Genomic DNA, 16,589 nt, shown 5'->3' on the forward strand with positions numbered 1-16,589 from the left:
AGGTGGGGCGGAGGCTCGGGTTCCGCGTCGGCTCACTGCGAGTGCCTTCATAGCGGACGCCGTCACAGCGGGTGCCGTCACAGCGGACGCCGTCACAGCGGGTGCCTCATCCACACGTTGGGCTCGACGTACACGGCGTAGTCCCGTTCCGGCTCGCACCGCACCGGCACCAGTGCGCCGGGGACCTCGATCTCGCCTGCGGTGTCGAAGGGCAGGCTGGTCCAGTCGCGCCACTGCTCCAGGGAGCCGGCGACGGTCATGGAGGCCGGGGCGATGGAGTCGATGGTGGCGCCGGCACGGGCGTGGACGCGCAGCCACGGGTCGTGGAGCAGGCCGTCGGGGCGTACGCGGTGGGCGTACTCCTCGATGGGGGTGTGCGGTTCGAGGTGCTTGGCGCTGGGGCGGACCGGGGCGACGACCTCGTCGAAGCCGTGGGCCCTGGCGTTGTCGCGCATCGCGGAGAGCATCCGGGCGGACAGTCCGTGGCCCTGGGCGTGCGGGGCGATGACGACGGAGATGGCGCTGACCGTGTCGGGCCGGGTGCCGCCGCGCAGGTCGGCGAAGGCCCACACCAGCACCTGGTCCCAACCACGCGCGGGCAGCCGGTGACGGCCCTCGGCGGCGAGCGCGAACGGCACGCTGTAGGCATGGGCGACGACCTCGCCCCGCTCGTCCTCGGCGAACTGCACGTACTGCGGGAGTTCGCGGGCGATCCGGCCGTAGTGGGCGTTGCCCACGAGGTCGTGGACCACGAACTCCGGCCATGTGTCCGCCATGTCGACGACCCGCTCGAACATCTCGGGGCGTTCGGCGAGGCTCCATACCTTCGGTTCCATGGCCGTCACCGTAGGCGCGGGCGACGTCACCGGGAAGCCGTTTTCGACCCGCCCCTCGGAGCACCGTCGCGTGCGGGGTCACCCCCCGCACTGGGTCAGCATCGTCTCCTTGTCCGCGGCCGTCACCGGCAGTTCGTACTTCAGCGACACCTGGGCGAAGCGCACCGCGTACGAGCAGCGGATCCCCTTGTTCGGGGGCAGCCAGGACGCGGGGCCGGAGTCGCCCTTGGAGCTGTTGGTGGGGCCGTCGACCGGTATGAGGTTGAGGGGGTCGTTGGCGATGTCCTGGCGTTTGCCCTTCGGCCAGCGGGAGGCGCCCATCTGCCAGTCGTACGACAACGGCATGACGTGGTCGATCTGTACGGTCGTCGCACGGGACTTGGCCCAGTCGATCGTCCGGCCCGTGTACGGGTCGTGCAGCGTCATGGAGCTGACGACGCAGTCCGAGCCGGAGCGGTAGCGGACGTCCTCGCCGTCGCGCTTGAGGAGGTCGTTGCGGGTGTCGCAGCCGTTGCGGGCGAACGGGATGCCGCCCGGGGCCGAGTCCATCCAGGCGTAGCCGAACTCGTCCCGGTCGTAGCCCGTCTTGGGGCCGCGGCCCTTGGTCGCCACCTTCTCGATGAGGGCCCGCGCCTCGGCCCTGTCGGCGTCGGACGACAGGGGCGCGAGCCCCGGTTTCGTGCCGTCGGGGTTGTCCAGCGGGCTGCTGGCGCGGCCGGAACCCGCGGCGGGGACGGAGCCGGAGGGCTCGCCGTCCACCGGTAGGTCGACGTTCTCGCACCCCGCCAGCACCAGCACCATGCCGAGCATCGCCGCGGCGCTCGCCGCCCCGCCCTTCAGACGCATCACGATGCGCCCCTCCCCTTGTTGCCCGTTCCGCCCCGCACAGGCGGTTTTCCCTGGTACGCCGTCGCGAACACGGTAGCGACCCGGCGCACGGCGGCATTCAAGAGGTCCAGACCCGGAATCCGGATCGGAAGTCCGGACCGGAGGCTCCGGCCACAATCGGGTTCCGGCCGCAATTGGGCCAATCGCGCATACTTCTCAACCCGGGCGTATCGTCGATGGTGAGTCACCTCCGGAAGGAGCTCTGGATGGGCATCTTCGACAGGTTCAAGAACCGCCAGGCCCAGGAAAAGGCCAGGAACGTCTCCGACACCGCGGAGCGGAAGGCCAACGAGAAGACGGGCAACAAGTACGAGAGCCAGGTCGACGACGCGCAGCAGAGGATGGAGCGCGAACTCGGCATGGACCGCGACAGGCCGCCCGAGCAGCCGTAAGGCCGGAGACCCACGGAGGACCACGAGCCCCGGTCGGGCACGGTGGCCGGCACGGGGAACACCCGCGAGGGAACCCACGAGGGCGCGCCCTCAACGCCTCGGCCGGTGCCGCCTCACGGGCGGGCTTCCACTGAACCACCTTGAGAACAGAGGCCGTCCGCGGAGACCCACCTCCCGCGGGCGGCTTCAGACCTTCCCGATCCCCAACGTCGTCTCCGAAGGCAGCAGACCGGAGGACAGCACCGCCACCCAGAACTCGCCGAGCAGTTCCACGAGGCGGTCGATCTCCTCGATCGCCAGGGCCTGCCAGGGGGCGGCGGCGAGTCGGTCGGTGTGTTCCTCGACCGTGCGGCGCAGGGCGCGGCCCGCATCCGTGGCCGAACCGTCGGCGTCGACCAGGCCTCGGCCGGTCAGGCGGGCGTGGGCGGCCGCCCATTCCTCGGGGCTCCAGCCTCGGCTTTCGAACCGTTCGGCGGATGCGGCGCCTATCGCGGCGAAGGACACCAGAGACTCGACGGGATCGAGGCCGGCCACGAGCAGGGCCGCTATGTGACCGTCGCCGCGGTGTTCACGCAGGAGTGTCGCCGCGTGCCAGAGCTGGAGGTGGGGCGCGTCCGGCCAGTCCAGGGCGGCGTTGGCCGCGGCGAGCGGACGGCCCGCGGTGTCGGCCGCCTCGGCGGCACGGCGGACCAGGGCTGCGGCTTCCGCCAGTTCGGGACTCTCCGTACGGTCGCCGAATATCGTGCGGTAGGCCCGGTCGATCCCTCGCACCCGCGCCTGCAGCAGGGCATCGGGGCTCGCGATCTTCCACGCGGAGTCGACATGTTCGGCGACCATGCGAGGGCTGAAGCTGTGGAAGGCGGACGTGACCTGTTCCGCGCCGACCGCACCCAACGGCGCGGCCCGGTACGGGAAGTAGCTCGACCAGCGCTCCTCCGCGGCGAAGCCGAGCGCTTCGGCCTCCTCGAAGACCTCCGGCGCGTAGTACAGCACCGCGTGCAACGGCTCCAGCAGGTGCCAGAGCTGACGGACGCGGCCCGATTCCATACCGACCTCGTGCTTCGCCATGACGCGACTCCCCAGTTCGATGTCGCGGGATCCCCGAGCCCCACAACTTGACACTGACAAGATTGCCTGACGCCACCTTAACTTGTCAATGCCTAGATTGTGCGTACGCTGCTGCTCATGACGCCCGCACATCAGCCGCCCCCGCAGCAGAAGCCGTCCGCCGCCCCACCGTCGCCCCCAGGCCGCCCTTACCACCACGGCGACCTGCGTCGCGCCATCCTCAGCACGGCGCTGGACGTCATCGCCTCCGACGGCCCCTCCGCACTCAGCCTGCGCGACCTCGCCCGCCGCGCCGGCGTCTCGCACGCGGCGCCGGCCCATCACTTCAAGGACCGCACCGGACTGCTCACGGCGATCGCCGCCGAGGGGTTCGGGCTGCTCGCGGGCGTGCTCACCGAGGCCGCGGACCTGAAGGACGCGGGCGTCCGCTACGTCCGCTTCGCACGCGAGCACCCCGCGCACTTCCAGGTGATGTTCACACCTGAGCTGCTGCGCGCCGACGACCTCGAACTGACCACCGCACGAGCCCTCGCCGGCGACGCACTACGCGCCGCCGTCTCCGCCGTACGGCCCGAGGGCCTCGGCATCGACACCCGCCTGGCCGGTGTCGCCGCCTGGTCCCTGGCCCACGGCTTCGCCACGCTGCTCCTCAGCCACAACCTCGACGGCCCGGTCGGCGACAAGGACCCCGAGGAGGTGTTCCGGGCGCTGGCGGCGATGCTGTTCCGGGGCGAGGTCTGAACGAGGCCCGCGGCCCGAGGTCGGAGGCCCCGGAGTCGCGGGAGCCCCGAGGCCGGAGCCACGGAGTCCGGAGTCCGAGCCCTGAATCCCGAGCCCTGAATCCCAACCCCGGAGGTCTACGTCCGGACTCCCCAACTGATCCCGAAACAACGCCAACTACGCTTGACCTCAAGTTCGCTTGAGGTCCCAGAGTGGTCGCCATGACCACCCAAACCACGGACGCCGAGTCCACCGAAGCCGTCGCCGACGCCAAGTCCACCGAAGCCGCAGCCCTCACCGCCATCGCAAAGGTCGTCGCCACCGTCGAACGCACCCAGCGCGCCAAGGACCCCGACGGCTTCCTCGCCCTCTTCCACCCCGACGCCCTGTGGACGACCGGTCACGGCAAGGTCCTCCTCGGCCTCGACGCGATCGCCGAGTTCACCCGTGCCGTGCTCCCCGCGGCGACCATGGACGGCGAGGTCACCTACGAGGTGACGCACACGCAGTTCCTGCGCCCCGACGTTGCGGCCGTCAAGGTCCGGCAGGTCTACCACTCACCGGAGGGCGACACGGAGGGCGCGCCGCTGTACGTCATGACCAGGCAGGACGACGGCAGGTGGCTGCTGCACGCCTGCCAGAACACCGAGGTGCGGGTCGACTAGTCGGCGACAGGGCCCGGCCGCCGCGTCCCGCACCCCGGGCCGGGTCACGACCCCAGGATCGACGCCAGGAACTCGCCGACCCACCCGAGCAAGTCCCGCCCGACAAGCGGCTTCCCGCCCACCTTCGCGGTCTTCGGGCGCGGCACCAGCACCTGGTGCACGGCCGGCTTGATGACGGTGCCCGGGTAGAGCCGCTTGAGCCGGAGCTCCTGCGACTCGCGCAACTCCACCGGCGCGAAGCGGATGTTGTTGCCCTGCAGGACGATCTCGCCGACTCCACACGCGCGTGCCAGCATGCGTAGGCCTGCCACCAGGAGGAGGTTCTCCACCGGCTCCGGCAACTTGCCGTAGCGGTCGGTGAGTTCCTCTCGTACGGCCTTGACGTCCTCCTCCGTGTTGGCGGAGGCGATGGAGCGGTAGGCCTGGAGGCGGAGTCGCTCGCCCGGCGCGTAGTCGTGCGGGACGTGGGCGTCGACCGGGAGCTCGATCTTGACCTCCAGCGGCGGCTCCTCCTCCACCCCGCCCTCCAGGGACGCCCGGTAGTCCGCGACCGCCTCGCCGACCATACGGACGTACAGGTCGAAGCCGACGCCCGCGATGTGGCCGGACTGTTCGCCGCCGAGCAGGTTGCCGGCGCCGCGGATCTCCAGGTCCTTCATGGCGACGTACATGCCCGCGCCCATCTCCGTGTGCTGGGCGATGGTCGCCAGGCGCTCGTGGGCCGTCTCCGTCAGGGGCTTCTCCGGCGGGTAGAGGAAGTAGGCGTAGCCTCGCTCCCTGCCTCGGCCCACCCGGCCGCGCAGCTGGTGCAGCTGGGACAGGCCGAAGTTGTCGCCGCGCTCCACGATCAGGGTGTTGGCGTTGGAGATGTCGATGCCGGACTCGACGATCGTCGTGGACACCAGGACGTCGAACTTCTTCTCCCAGAAGTCGACGACCACCTGCTCCAGCGCCTGTTCCGACATCTGGCCGTGGGCTGTGGCGATACGCGCCTCGGGGACGATCTCGCGCAGGCGGGCGGCCGCCCGGTCGATCGACTCGACCCGGTTGTGGATGTAGAAGACCTGGCCCTCGCGCAGCAGTTCCCGGCGGATCGCGGCGCCGATCTGCTTCTCCTCGTAGGGGCCGACGAAGGTCAGGACCGGGTGGCGCTCCTCGGGGGGTGTCGTGATCGTCGACATCTCCCTGATGCCCGTGACCGCCATCTCCAGGGTTCGGGGGATCGGAGTCGCGGACATCGTGAGTACGTCCACGTTCGCGCGCAGCTTCTTCAGCTGCTCCTTGTGCTCGACGCCGAAGCGCTGCTCCTCGTCGACGATGACCAGGCCCAGGTCCTTGAACTTGGTCTCCGAGGAGAACAGACGGTGGGTACCGATCACGATGTCCACCGAGCCGTCCTTGAGGCCCTCAAGGGCCGCCTTCGCCTCCGTGTCGGTCTGGAAGCGGGACAGGGCGCGGGTGTTCACCGGGAACTGCGAGTAACGCTCCGAGAACGTCCCGAAGTGCTGCTGCACCAGGAGGGTGGTGGGAACCAGTACGGCCACCTGCTTGCCGTCCTGCACGGCCTTGAACGCGGCTCGCACCGCGATCTCCGTCTTGCCGTAACCGACGTCGCCGCAGATCAGACGGTCCATCGGGACCGACTTCTCCATGTCCTCCTTGACCTCGGCGATGGTCGTGAGCTGGTCGGGCGTCTCGACGTACGGGAAGGCGTCCTCCAGCTCGCGCTGCCAGGGGGTGTCCGAGCCGAAGGCGTGCCCGGGCGCCGCCATACGCGCGCTGTAGAGCTTGATCAGGTCGGCCGCGATCTCCTTGACGGCCTTCTTGGCCCGCGCCTTGGTCTTCGTCCAGTCGGCGCCGCCCAGGCGGTGCAGCGTGGGGGCCTCACCGCCGACGTACTTGGTGATCTGCTCCAGCTGGTCGGTGGGGATGTACAGCCGGTCGCCGGGCTGGCCGCGCTTGGCGGGGGCGTACTCCACGACGAGGTACTCGCGCGTGGCGCCCTGCACGGTCCGCTGCACCATCTCGATGTAGCGGCCGACGCCGTGCTGCTCGTGGACGATGTAGTCGCCCGTCTCCAGAGTGAGCGGGTCGATGGTCTTGCGGCGGCGGGCCGGCATCCGGGCGCCGTCCTTGCCGGCCGCCTTCTGTCCGGAGAGGTCGGTCTCGGTCAGGACGGCCAGCTTGAGCAGCGGGTCCACGAAGCCGTAGTCGATCGAGCCGCACGCGACGTGCACGACGGACGGGGAGATCTCCCCCAGGTCCGCCTCCAGGCGCGCCGCCACGCCCTCGCCGCCGAGCACCTCGACCGTACGCGCCGCCGGGCCGTGGGCCTCGGTCACGAAGACCGTGCGCCAGCCGTCGGCGAGCCAGCCCTTGGTGTCGGCGAGGGCCTTCGCGGTGTCGCCGCGGTACGACTCGGGCGCGTGCATGCCGAGTTTGAGGGTGTCCGCGTCGAGCGTCTCGTCGGCCGCGAAGGGCGACACCGACCACCACATCATGTCCAGCTCGCGGGCGCGCTCACGGACGTCCGCGATGGACCACAGGGAGGCCGCGCCGACGTCGATGGGCGCCTCGCCGCCGCCGGCCGTGGCGGCCCAGGACGCCTGCAGGAACTCCTGGGACGTGGCCACGAGATCGGCCGCACGCGTGCGTACCCGTTCCGGATCGCATACGACGGCCATCGCGCCCTTGGGCAGGACGTCGAGGAGGAGTTCCATGTCGTCGACGAGGACGGGCGCGAGGGACTCCATGCCCTCGACGGCGATGCCCTCGGCGATCTTGCCGAGCAGTTCGCCGAGTTCCGGGTGCTGTTCGGCGAGGGCACGCGCGCGTGCGCGCACGTCGTCGGTGAGGAGGAGTTCGCGGCAGGGCGGCGCCCACAGGCCGTGCTCGGCGACTTCGAGGGAGCGCTGGTCGGCGACCTTGAAGTAGCGGATCTCCTCGATGTCGTCGCCCCAGAACTCGATGCGCAGGGGGTGTTCCTCGGTGGGCGGGAAGACGTCGAGGATGCCGCCTCGTACGGCGAACTCGCCACGCTTCTCGACGAGCTCCACGCGCGCGTACGCCGCGGCCGCGAGGGCCTCCACGGTGGCGTTGAGGTCGGCGGTCTGCCCGGTCCGCAGGGCTACCGGTTCCAGGTCGCCGAGGCCCTTGACCTGCGGCTGGAGGACCGAGCGGACGGGGGCTACGACGACGGAGACCGGGCCCGTCTCGGGGTCGTCGGGGCGGGGGTGGGCCAGGCGGCGCAGGACGGCCAGACGGCGGCCCACGGTGTCGCTGCGGGGGCTGAGGCGCTCGTGCGGGAGGGTCTCCCAGGACGGGTAGTCCACGACGCCCGCCGGGGGGAGGAGGGAGCGCAGGGCTGCCGCCAGGTCCTCGGCCTCCCGACCCGTCGCCGTCACCGCGAGGAGGGGGCGGGTGGTCTCGCGGGCGAGGGCGGCGATCGTGAACGGGCGGGCCGCCGGGGGGCCGACCAGGTCCACGTGCATGCGGTTGCCGTCTGCGGCGGCCGTGATCGCTTCCGCGAGGGCGGTGTCCTTGACTACGGCGTCGAGCAGACCGTGCAGGCTCATTCGGGGGCGCTTTCGTCCGGGGTGGGCAACGCGACGGGCCCGACGCGTGTCACGGGCCGGGGGGTTCCAGCGTACGTCGCTGCGCGGGCGGGTGCCGGGGCTGTGGATAACGTCCGTTCTCTGGTGGGGGGCGTTGTTGCGGGTGTGTGCGGCGCGGTTGTGCTGCGCTGCTCGGCGGGCGGTCGTTTCTCGCCCCCGCCGCCCCTACCCGTCCCATCCCCAGGGGCTGCCGCCCCTTCGACCCCGGGGCCTTTCTGGGGGCTGCCGCCCCCAGACCCCCGCTTCGGCCCCGAAAGGGCCTCGTCCTCAAACGCCGGACGGGCTGAAGGGCACGGACCGGCATCGAAAGGGGGACGGCTCACGGGACGAAGTCCCCCTCCCGTGCACCCGGGATTCCGCCCCGGTCCCCCCGGCGAGTGAAGGCCACGCATGTACACCGCGTAGGGTCCCCTCATGCCCACCCCCGCTCCCTCTGCGACGCCGAACACGTCCTCCGAGCCCCACATACCGACGCAGGCCACGTCCGGACGCTCGGGGGCCGAGCGGTCCGATGCGGGCCGGCGTGATCCGTGGCTGCTCGCCGCGGTGCTCTTCGTGGGGTATGCGGTCGTCTCCGTGGGGCGTTATCGGCATCTGGGGCAGCGGTCCTGGGATCTGGGCATCTTCGAGCAGGTCATCCGCTCCTACGCGCATCTGCAAGGACCCGTGGCCGACCTCAAGGCACCGGGCTTCAACATCCTGGGCGATCACTTCAGCCCGGTGACCGCCCTCCTCGCACCGCTCTACCGGGTCTTCCCGTCCCCGGTCACGCTGCTCGTCGCCCAGGCCGCGCTCTTCGCCCTCTCCGCCGTCCCGGTGACCCGCGCTGCCTCCCGGTTGCTCGGGCGGCCGCGTGGGCTCGCGATCGGCGTCGCGTACGGGCTGTCGTGGGGGCTGCAGCAGGCCGTGGACTTCGACTTCCACGAGATCTGTTTCGCCGTACCGCTCATCGCCTTCAGCCTGGAGGCGCTGCTCGCCCGGCGTTGGCGTGCCGCCCTGCTCTGGGCGCTGCCCCTCGTCCTCGTGAAGGAAGACCTGGGGATGACGCTCGCCGTCCTCGCCCTGGTCGTCGCCCTGCGGGCTCGACCGCACTCGGCGCGCGACGCCCGGTACGCGATCGGCGTCGCCGTCTTCGGCGTGCTGGCCGTCGCCGTCACGCTCCTGGTCGTCATACCGAGCTTCAACACCGCCGGCACCTACGACTACTGGAACAAGGTCAGCGAGTCGGACGGCGGTGGCCCCTTCGACGGCCTCGACACCAAGCTCCGCACCCTCGGCTGGCTGCTCATCCCCACCACCGGGCTGCTCGCCCTCCGGTCCCCGATCCTGCTCATCGCCCTGCCCACCCTGGGGTGGCGGTTCGTCTCCTCTTACTCGGAGTACTGGGGCACCGACTGGCATTACAGCGCCGTCCTGATGCCCGTCGTCACGCTCGCCCTCGTCGACGCCCTCGACAGCACCCGCAACAGCCCGCGCGCGTGGCTGCGGTCGTACGTCCATCACCTGCCGGCCGCCGTCGCCGCCGCCTCCCTCGCGCTGACCACCTCGCTGCCGCTGTCCGCGCTGACCGAGAGCGAGATCTATCGCAAGCCCGCGCGCGTGAGCGCCATCGAGCGGCTGCTGGCCGAGGTGCCGGACGGGGCCTCCGTCGAGGCGAACATCGCCCCGATCAGCCGGCTCACCTCGCGTTGCCGCGTCTTCTGGATCACCAACACGCGCGGCATCAACCCCGACTTCATCGCCCTCGACAACTCCCGCAAGCGCTACCGCGACGTCGAGGCCTACTCCAAGGCCCTCCACCCCGACGCCCGGTACACCGTCCAGGGCACCGCCTACGGAGTCGTACTCCTCAAGCGGCAGAGCCAATAGCCAAGAGCCAAGAGTCCATAGCCGATGGCCAACAGCGAATCATGACCTTGGGCCCGGTCCGGAAGGTGATCCCCTCCGGGCCGGGCCCGTCCCCCGCAACCCCCGTGTGCGGTGGCTACTCGGTCGGCCGATCGGTTGGTTATTCGGTGGCTATCGCGTTCAGTACGTTCATCCGGCCCGCCCGGAACGCCGGGATCAGTGCCGCGAACAGCCCCACGAACGCCGAGCCGATGAAGACCCCGATGATCGTCGGCCAGGGGATGTCGAGGACGTTCAGGCCCTCCAGAGCCAGCAGCTGCTGGGCCGTCGCGCCCCAGCCCATGCCGAGCCCCAGGCCCAGCAGGGCGCCGAACAGGGCGATCACCACCGACTCCATGCGGATCATGCGGCGCAGCTGGCGGCGGGAGAGGCCGATCGCGCGGAGGAGGCCGATCTCCCTCGTCCGCTCGACCACCGACAGCGCCAGGGTGTTCACCACGCCGAGGACCGCGACGATGATCGCCAGGGCGAGCAGGCCGTAGACCATGTTCAGGAGCTGGCCGACCTGGTCCTTGAGCTCCTGCTTGTAGTCGGTCTGGTCGCGGACCTGGTACTGCGGGTAGTCGTGCAGGGACTTCTTCAGGGCCGCGTACGCCGCCTCCTCCTGGCCCTCCTTCGCCTTGGCGAACATGATCACGCTCTGCGGGATCCGGTCGGCGGGGAGGTACTTCGACAGGGTCTCCATGCTCGTGTAGCGGGCGCCCTGGTCGATGGAGGTGTCGTCGTCCGTGATGGCCGCGACCTTCAGCTTGGCCGTCTCGCCGCCCTTGAAGGCGACCGTGATGGTGTCACCGACGTGCACGCCGTGCTTCTTGGCGTAGTCGGTGCCGACCGACATGGCGTCCTTGCCGTAGGCGGCGGAGAGGGTGCCCTCCGTGGTCGTACGGCGCACGTCCTCGGCGTAGGTCGGGTCCGCGGCCGTGAGCCCGGTGTCGTCGGTCTTGCCGTCCGGCGAGGTCAGGGTGGCGTCGACGTCCGTGTAGCGGGTGACGTGGGCGAGGCCCGGTGTCTCCTGCATCGCCTTCTCGGCCAGCGGCACGATCCGCTGCTGCTGGGTCATGACGATGTAGTCCGCGCCGACGGACTTGTCGAGCTCGCTCGTCGCCGAGGCGACCATCGAGGAGCCGACCACCGACAGGCACGCCACCAGCGCGAGGCCGATCATCAGGGCGGCGCCCGTGGCACCGGTACGGCGCGGGTTGCGCAGGGCGTTGCGCTCAGCCATGCGGCCGACCGGGCCGAAGGCCCGCAGCAGGACCGCGCTGATCACGCGGACGACGGCGCCCGCGAGCAGCGGGCCGATGACCACGAAGCCGATCAGGGACAGCACCACGCCGCCGCCCAGCATCAGCGCGCCGTCGCTCGCCTTGTCGGCGGTGGCCGCCGCGTAGAGGGCGAAGGCGCCCGCGCCGGTTAGGACCAGTCCGATCAGGCCGCGTATCCAGCCCGCCTTGCCGTCGGCCGGCGTGCCGGCGTCGCGCAGGGCGGCCATCGGGGAGACCTTTCCGGCCCGGCGGGCCGGGAGGTAGGCGGCCAGCACGGTCACCACGACGCCCAGGACCAGGCCGACGACAGGGGTCGTCACCTTCACCGTCAGGTCGTCGGTGGAGAGGTTCATGCCGGCCATCGACATGAGCTTCATCAGGCCGACCGCGATGCCGACACCGGCACCGACGCCGAGGATCGATCCGACGAAGCCCAGCAGCAGCGCCTCCACCAGCACGGACCGGTTGACCTGCCGGCGTGAGGAGCCGATCGCCCGCATGAGGCCGATCTCGCGGGTGCGCTGGGCGACCAGCATCGAGAAGGTGTTGATGATCAGGAAGATGCCGACCAGGAACGCGATCCCGGCGAAGCCGAGCATGGCGTACTTGATGACGTTCATGAACGCGCCGACGTCCTTGCGGTTCTCGTCGGCGTTCTCCTTGGCCGTCTGGATCTTGTACGGGCCGTCCAGGGCCGAGGCGACATTGCTCTTGAGCTGTGCGTCGCTCACGCCGGCCGCCGCCGTGACGGAGACCTGCGTGAAGCGGCCGGTCGCGCCGAGCAGGGTGCGCTGGGCGGTCTCGGTGTCGAAGTAGACGACGGCCGCGCCCGGGTTGGTCACCTTCCAGGAGGCGATGCCGACGATCCGCGCGCGGATGTCGCCGGTGGCGGCGATCGTGCGCAACTCGTCGCCCAGCTTGAGGTCGTGCTTGTCGGCGGTGTCCGCGTCGACCATGACCTCGGTGGGCCCGCGCGGGGCGTGCCCGGAGGTGATCTCCATGGACTTCAGGTCGTTCTGGGTCCAGTTGCCGGCGAAGGTGGGCGCGCCGGTGGTGGAACCCATGTTCTTGTTCTCGGAGTTGACGACGGTCACGCTCGTCGAGGCGACCGCGCCCTCCGCCTTCTTGACGCCGTCTACGGCCGCGACCTGCTCGACGGCCGAGGCGGGCAGCGAGACGGGCTTGCCGGTGCCGGCGCCGTTGTCCTCGTCCTTGGCGTCCTTGGGGCTGACGGTGACGTCGGACGAGGTGACGGCGAAGAGCTTGTCGAAGGTGGTGTTCATCGTGTCGGTGAACACCAGCGTCCCGCACACGAAGGCGACGGACAGCAGCACCGCCACGGCCGACAGCGCCATCCGCCCCTTGTGCGCGAAGAAGTTGCGCATGGAGGTCTTCAGGACGGTCATGACGTACGTCCCCGGGCGTCGAAGTCCTTCATGCGGTCCAGGACGGCGTCGGCGGTCGGCTTGTACATCTCGTCGACGATGCGCCCGTCGGCGAGATACAGCACGCGGTCCGCGTACGAGGCGGCGACGGGGTCGTGCGTGACCATCACGATGGTCTGCCCGAGCTCGTCGACGGATCGCCGCAGGAAGCCGAGGACTTCGGCACCCGCGCGCGAGTCGAGGTTTCCGGTCGGCTCGTCGCCGAAGATGATCTCCGGGCGGGCGGCCAGGGCACGGGCGACGGCGACGCGCTGCTGCTGACCGCCGGAGAGCTGGGTGGGCCGGTGCTTGAGCCGGTCGGAGAGGCCGACCGTGTCGACCACGCGACCGAGCCACTGGCTGTCCGGCTTACGGCCCGCTATGTCCATGGGCAGCGTGATGTTCTCCAGGGCGTTGAGCGTCGGCAGCAGGTTGAACGCCTGGAAGATGAAGCCGATCCGGTCCCGGCGCAGCTGTGTGAGCTTCTTGTCCTTCAGCCCGGTGATCTCGGTCTCGTCGAGGTAGATCTGACCGCCGGTGACGGTGTCGAGCCCGGCGAGGCAGTGCATGAGCGTGGACTTGCCGGACCCCGAGGGGCCCATGATCGCGGTGAACTGGCCACGCGCGATGTCCACGTCGACATGGTCGAGAGCGACGACACGGGTCTCCCCCGACCCGTACGCCTTGACGACCTGCCGCGCCCGCGCGGCAACGGCCGTACGCCCTCCAGTGCCCCCGTGCCTGGGAATGGTCACAGCCGATGTCACGGTATGTCTCCTAAGTCGCTCAACAGGTGAATCACGAGAACTTGCTACGACAGTCAGTCTCGTGGCGGGAGAGGGTCCGGCGCGCTGGTGCCCGGCCCCGTCTTGTGCGGGGGAAAACCCCACCCCCGTTGGTTCGGTCAGCCGCCCCCCAGCGGCGTAAAGCCAGGTTAAGGACGAGCCCTGCCCCGTCTCGTCCTCCGGCGGTACGAACCCTCCCCGAGACCTAGTACGGAGGTCCCCCTAGGGGCAGTCCTCCCACCGGTGGACCCCTTCTCAGGGTCGTCTCCCCCGTTGGACGCATCCAGGCTCCACCCTCCCGCGGCGTCAGGGTCAAGTGGGAAGCTGTTCGGCGGCAGATAGGTGCAAGGGGAAAGCAACAGGGAGGGACCGCGGTGGGCGGTACGACACCCGCGATACGCGACACCGCACAGCGCACCGGAACCGACAGGCGCCGAGCCGTGGTCGCGGCTCTGATGCTCGCGATGGCGCTGGCGGCACTCGACTCCACCATCGTCTCCACGGCCGTACCCCAGATCGTCGGTGACCTGGGCGGCTTCTCGGTCTTCTCCTGGCTCTTCTCCGGATACCTGCTGGCCGTGACCGTGACCCTCCCGGTCTACGGCAAGCTCTCCGACACCTTCGGCCGCAAGCCGGTGCTGATCGCGGGCGCCGTGCTATTCCTGCTGGGGTCGCTGCTGTGCGCGGTGGCGTGGAACATGGCGGCGCTGATCGCGTTCCGGATCGTGCAGGGGCTGGGCGGCGGGGCCCTTCAGGGCACGGTCCAGACGCTGGCCGCCGACCTGTACCCGCTCAAGGAACGCCCGAAGATCCAGTCCAAGTTGTCCACGGTGTGGGCGCTTTCGGCGGTGGCCGGACCTGGGTTGGGCGGGGTCCTGGCGGCGTACGCGGACTGGCGCTGGATCTTCCTCATCAACCTGCCCATAGGGGCGGTGGCATTGTGGCTGATCGTGCGCCATCTGCACGAGCCGGAACGCGAAACGACGGGCACACGCGCGCGTATCGACTGGGCGGGCGCGCTGGCGGTGTTCGCGTGCGGGGGCGTGCTGCTGACGGCGCTGGTGCAGGGCGGGGTGGCGTGGCCGTGGCTCTCGGCGCCGTCCTTCGCCCTCTTCGGTACGGGACTTGCCCTCGCGGCGGTCGTGGTGCTGGTGGAGCGCCGGGCGGCCGAGCCGATCATCCCCGGGTGGGTGTGGCGACGCCGGACGATCGCGGCGGTGAACCTGGCGCTGGGCGCGCTGGGACTGCTGATGGTGGCCCCGGCGGTCTTCCTCCCCACGTACGCGCAGGCGGTGCTCGGCCTGGCCCCGGTGGCGGCCGGATTCGTGCTGTCCGTCTGGACGTTGAGCTGGCCGGTGTCGGCCGCGCTCAGCCAGCACGTGTACCGAAGGATCGGCTTCCGCAACACGGCGATGCTGGGCATCGCAGCGGCCTCCTTGATCCTGCTGGCGTTCCTGTTCCTGCCGTATCCCGGGCAGGCCTGGCAGCCGACGCTGCTGATGCTGTTGCTGGGCGCGGCACTGGGCCTGTTCCAACTGCCGCTGATCATCGGCGTGCAGTCGACGGTCGGCTGGTCGGAGCGGGGTACGGCGACGGCGTCCATCCTCTTCTGCCGGCAGACCGGCCAGACGGTGGGCGCGGCGCTCTTCGGCGCGGTGGCGAACGGGGTGCTGGCGTCGCGGCTCGGCGGGGCGAGCGACCTGGACTCGGTGACGCGGGCGCTGGATTCCGGCGGCACGGCCCCGGAGGCCACCCGACGGGCCATCGCCGACGCGGTGCACGCCGTGTATCTGGGGGCGTCCTGCGCGGCCGCGCTGGCCTTCCTTGTGCTGTTGCTGCTGGCGCCGAGGCGCTTCCCGGTGCTCAAGGAAGACGGACAGTAACCCCGGATGACTCGGGTTCCCGCACGCGTGGGCAGCGACGCATGCTCATGCGTCAGCCCAGGGTGATGCGGGCCGCGACCGGCAGATGGTCGCTGCCGGTGGCGGGCAGGGTGCGGATGTGACCGACGGTCGCGGAGCGGGCCATCACCTGGTCGATCCGGGCCAGCGGCAGGTTGGCGGGGAAACTGAAGGCGAAGCCCCGCTCCGCCACGTTCATCCGTGAGGTCAGCGGGGCCAGCCCACGGTCGTCGACGGTGCCGTTGAGGTCGCCCAACAGAAGCACCGTTCCCAGCTTCTCGGCGGCGACGGCCCGGCCCAGCAGTTCGGCGCTCTCGTCGCGCCAGGAGGACGCGAGGCCGCTCGCCCGGACGCGGACCGAGGGCAGATGCGCGACGTACGCCGCGACGACGCCGTGCGGCGTGTGGACCACAGTCCGCAGCCCGCGACTCCAGGCCTCCGTGATCCCCCGGGGTTTTATGTCCACCAGCCGGACACCGGTGAGCGGATGCTTCGACCAGAGCCCGACGGTGCCCCGGACCGCGTGGTACGGGAAGTCCCGGGCGAGCGCCTTCTCATAGACCGGCAGCGCCCGCGGCACCAGCTCCTCCAGCGCGATGAGATCGGGCTCGGCGTCGGCGAGGGCGCGGGCGGTGCCCGCCGGGTCGTCGTTCTCGTCGCTGACGTTGTGCTGCACCACGACCAGCTCGCGCGCGCCGGGCTTCGCCGCGGGCAGGAGCAGCCCGCCGATGAGGTGCGTCCAGGCCGCGACCGGCAGCAGGAGGGCCACCAGTGCGATGGCCGACCGGCGCAGCAGGGCCGCGCCGAACAGCACCACGACCACCAGGCCGAGCCACGGCAGGAAGGCTTCCAGCAGACTGCCCAGCCGCCCCACGGAGTTGGGCACCGCCCGGTGGAACACCAGCAGCGCGGCGGTCAGTACGGCGAGTGCCGCGAGCACCCGTCCCCGCGCCCACGGGGCCGCCGTTACCGCATTCACCGCCTTCACCGCCGACGTCACACCACTGTCCGCCCGCTCGTCCGCCCGCTCCACCATGGCTTCCCGTCCTCTTGATCTCGCTTTCCAAGACGAGCCGCGCAGTGGATCAGTTTCGAGGACGGTTCAGCCGGACGCGGGTATCGC

At 70.6% G+C, this 16,589-nt stretch carries 12 protein-coding genes; 5 read left to right on the forward strand and 7 right to left on the reverse strand.

Features of this window, described 5'->3' with window-relative positions:
- Positions 1-92: 92 nt before the first annotated feature.
- Together ACIA8X_RS28660 and ACIA8X_RS28665 are read right to left on the reverse strand one after the other, a co-directional pair.
- Complete coding sequence (locus tag ACIA8X_RS28660; protein ID WP_393455287.1) at positions 93-836, reverse strand: N-acetyltransferase; 744 nt, start codon at positions 834-836, stop codon at positions 93-95.
- A gap of 78 nt (positions 837-914) precedes the next feature.
- The gene (locus ACIA8X_RS28665) at positions 915-1,682 is read right to left on the reverse strand and encodes an HNH endonuclease family protein (RefSeq protein WP_393455563.1); all 768 of its coding nucleotides are present in this window, start codon (positions 1,680-1,682) and stop codon (positions 915-917) included.
- Positions 1,683-1,930: 248 nt separating this feature from the next.
- Between ACIA8X_RS28665 and ACIA8X_RS28670 the strand changes: the two genes are divergently transcribed.
- A complete protein-coding gene (locus ACIA8X_RS28670) occupies positions 1,931-2,116 on the forward strand; it encodes an Rv0909 family putative TA system antitoxin (protein WP_393455284.1) in 186 nt (61 codons plus the stop codon).
- Positions 2,117-2,302: 186 nt separating this feature from the next.
- Here ACIA8X_RS28670 and ACIA8X_RS28675 read toward each other — a convergent pair whose 3' ends face one another.
- The gene (locus ACIA8X_RS28675) at positions 2,303-3,184 is read right to left on the reverse strand and encodes a hypothetical protein (protein WP_393455281.1); all 882 of its coding nucleotides are present in this window, start codon (positions 3,182-3,184) and stop codon (positions 2,303-2,305) included.
- 117 nt (positions 3,185-3,301) lie between these two features.
- On the opposite strand from ACIA8X_RS28675, the gene ACIA8X_RS28680 reads away from it, so the two are divergent.
- Positions 3,302-3,925 carry a TetR/AcrR family transcriptional regulator gene (locus ACIA8X_RS28680; protein ID WP_393455278.1) on the forward strand — a complete coding sequence of 208 codons (624 nt, stop codon included), beginning with the start codon at positions 3,302-3,304 and terminating at the stop codon, positions 3,923-3,925.
- A gap of 200 nt (positions 3,926-4,125) precedes the next feature.
- Positions 4,126-4,569: an SgcJ/EcaC family oxidoreductase gene (locus ACIA8X_RS28685; protein WP_393455275.1), complete on the forward strand. Its 444-nt coding sequence runs from the start codon at positions 4,126-4,128 to the stop codon at positions 4,567-4,569.
- Positions 4,570-4,613: 44 nt separating this feature from the next.
- Here the strand turns inward: ACIA8X_RS28685 and mfd are convergent, their stop codons facing one another.
- Complete coding sequence (mfd, locus tag ACIA8X_RS28690) at positions 4,614-8,144, reverse strand: transcription-repair coupling factor (protein ID WP_393455272.1); 3,531 nt, start codon at positions 8,142-8,144, stop codon at positions 4,614-4,616.
- A 453-nt stretch (positions 8,145-8,597) separates the two neighbouring features.
- Between mfd and ACIA8X_RS28695 the strand changes: the two genes are divergently transcribed.
- A complete protein-coding gene (locus ACIA8X_RS28695) occupies positions 8,598-10,052 on the forward strand; it encodes a DUF2079 domain-containing protein (RefSeq protein ID WP_393455269.1) in 1,455 nt (484 codons plus the stop codon).
- A 139-nt stretch (positions 10,053-10,191) separates the two neighbouring features.
- Here ACIA8X_RS28695 and ACIA8X_RS28700 read toward each other — a convergent pair whose 3' ends face one another.
- Both ACIA8X_RS28700 and ACIA8X_RS28705 read right to left on the reverse strand, forming a co-directional pair.
- Positions 10,192-12,762, reverse strand: a complete 2,571-nt coding sequence (locus ACIA8X_RS28700; protein ID WP_393455266.1) for an ABC transporter permease — start codon at positions 12,760-12,762, stop codon at positions 10,192-10,194.
- Complete coding sequence (locus ACIA8X_RS28705) at positions 12,759-13,547, reverse strand: ABC transporter ATP-binding protein (protein WP_393455263.1); 789 nt, start codon at positions 13,545-13,547, stop codon at positions 12,759-12,761. Before ACIA8X_RS28705 ends, ACIA8X_RS28700 begins: the two co-directional genes overlap by 4 nt.
- Before the next feature lie 392 nt (positions 13,548-13,939).
- Here ACIA8X_RS28705 and ACIA8X_RS28710 point away from each other — a divergent pair, with 392 nt between their 5' ends.
- The gene (locus ACIA8X_RS28710; protein ID WP_399459443.1) at positions 13,940-15,448 is read left to right on the forward strand and encodes an MFS transporter; all 1,509 of its coding nucleotides are present in this window, start codon (positions 13,940-13,942) and stop codon (positions 15,446-15,448) included.
- Positions 15,449-15,500: 52 nt separating this feature from the next.
- Here the strand turns inward: ACIA8X_RS28710 and ACIA8X_RS28715 are convergent, their stop codons facing one another.
- Entirely contained in the window at positions 15,501-16,502 is a 1,002-nt protein-coding gene (locus tag ACIA8X_RS28715) for an endonuclease/exonuclease/phosphatase family protein (protein WP_399459444.1), read from the reverse strand.
- Positions 16,503-16,589 lie beyond the last annotated feature (87 nt).

This window comes from Streptomyces sp. NPDC051738, from assembly GCF_044453205.1.
Classification (GTDB): domain Bacteria; phylum Actinomycetota; class Actinomycetes; order Streptomycetales; family Streptomycetaceae; genus Streptomyces.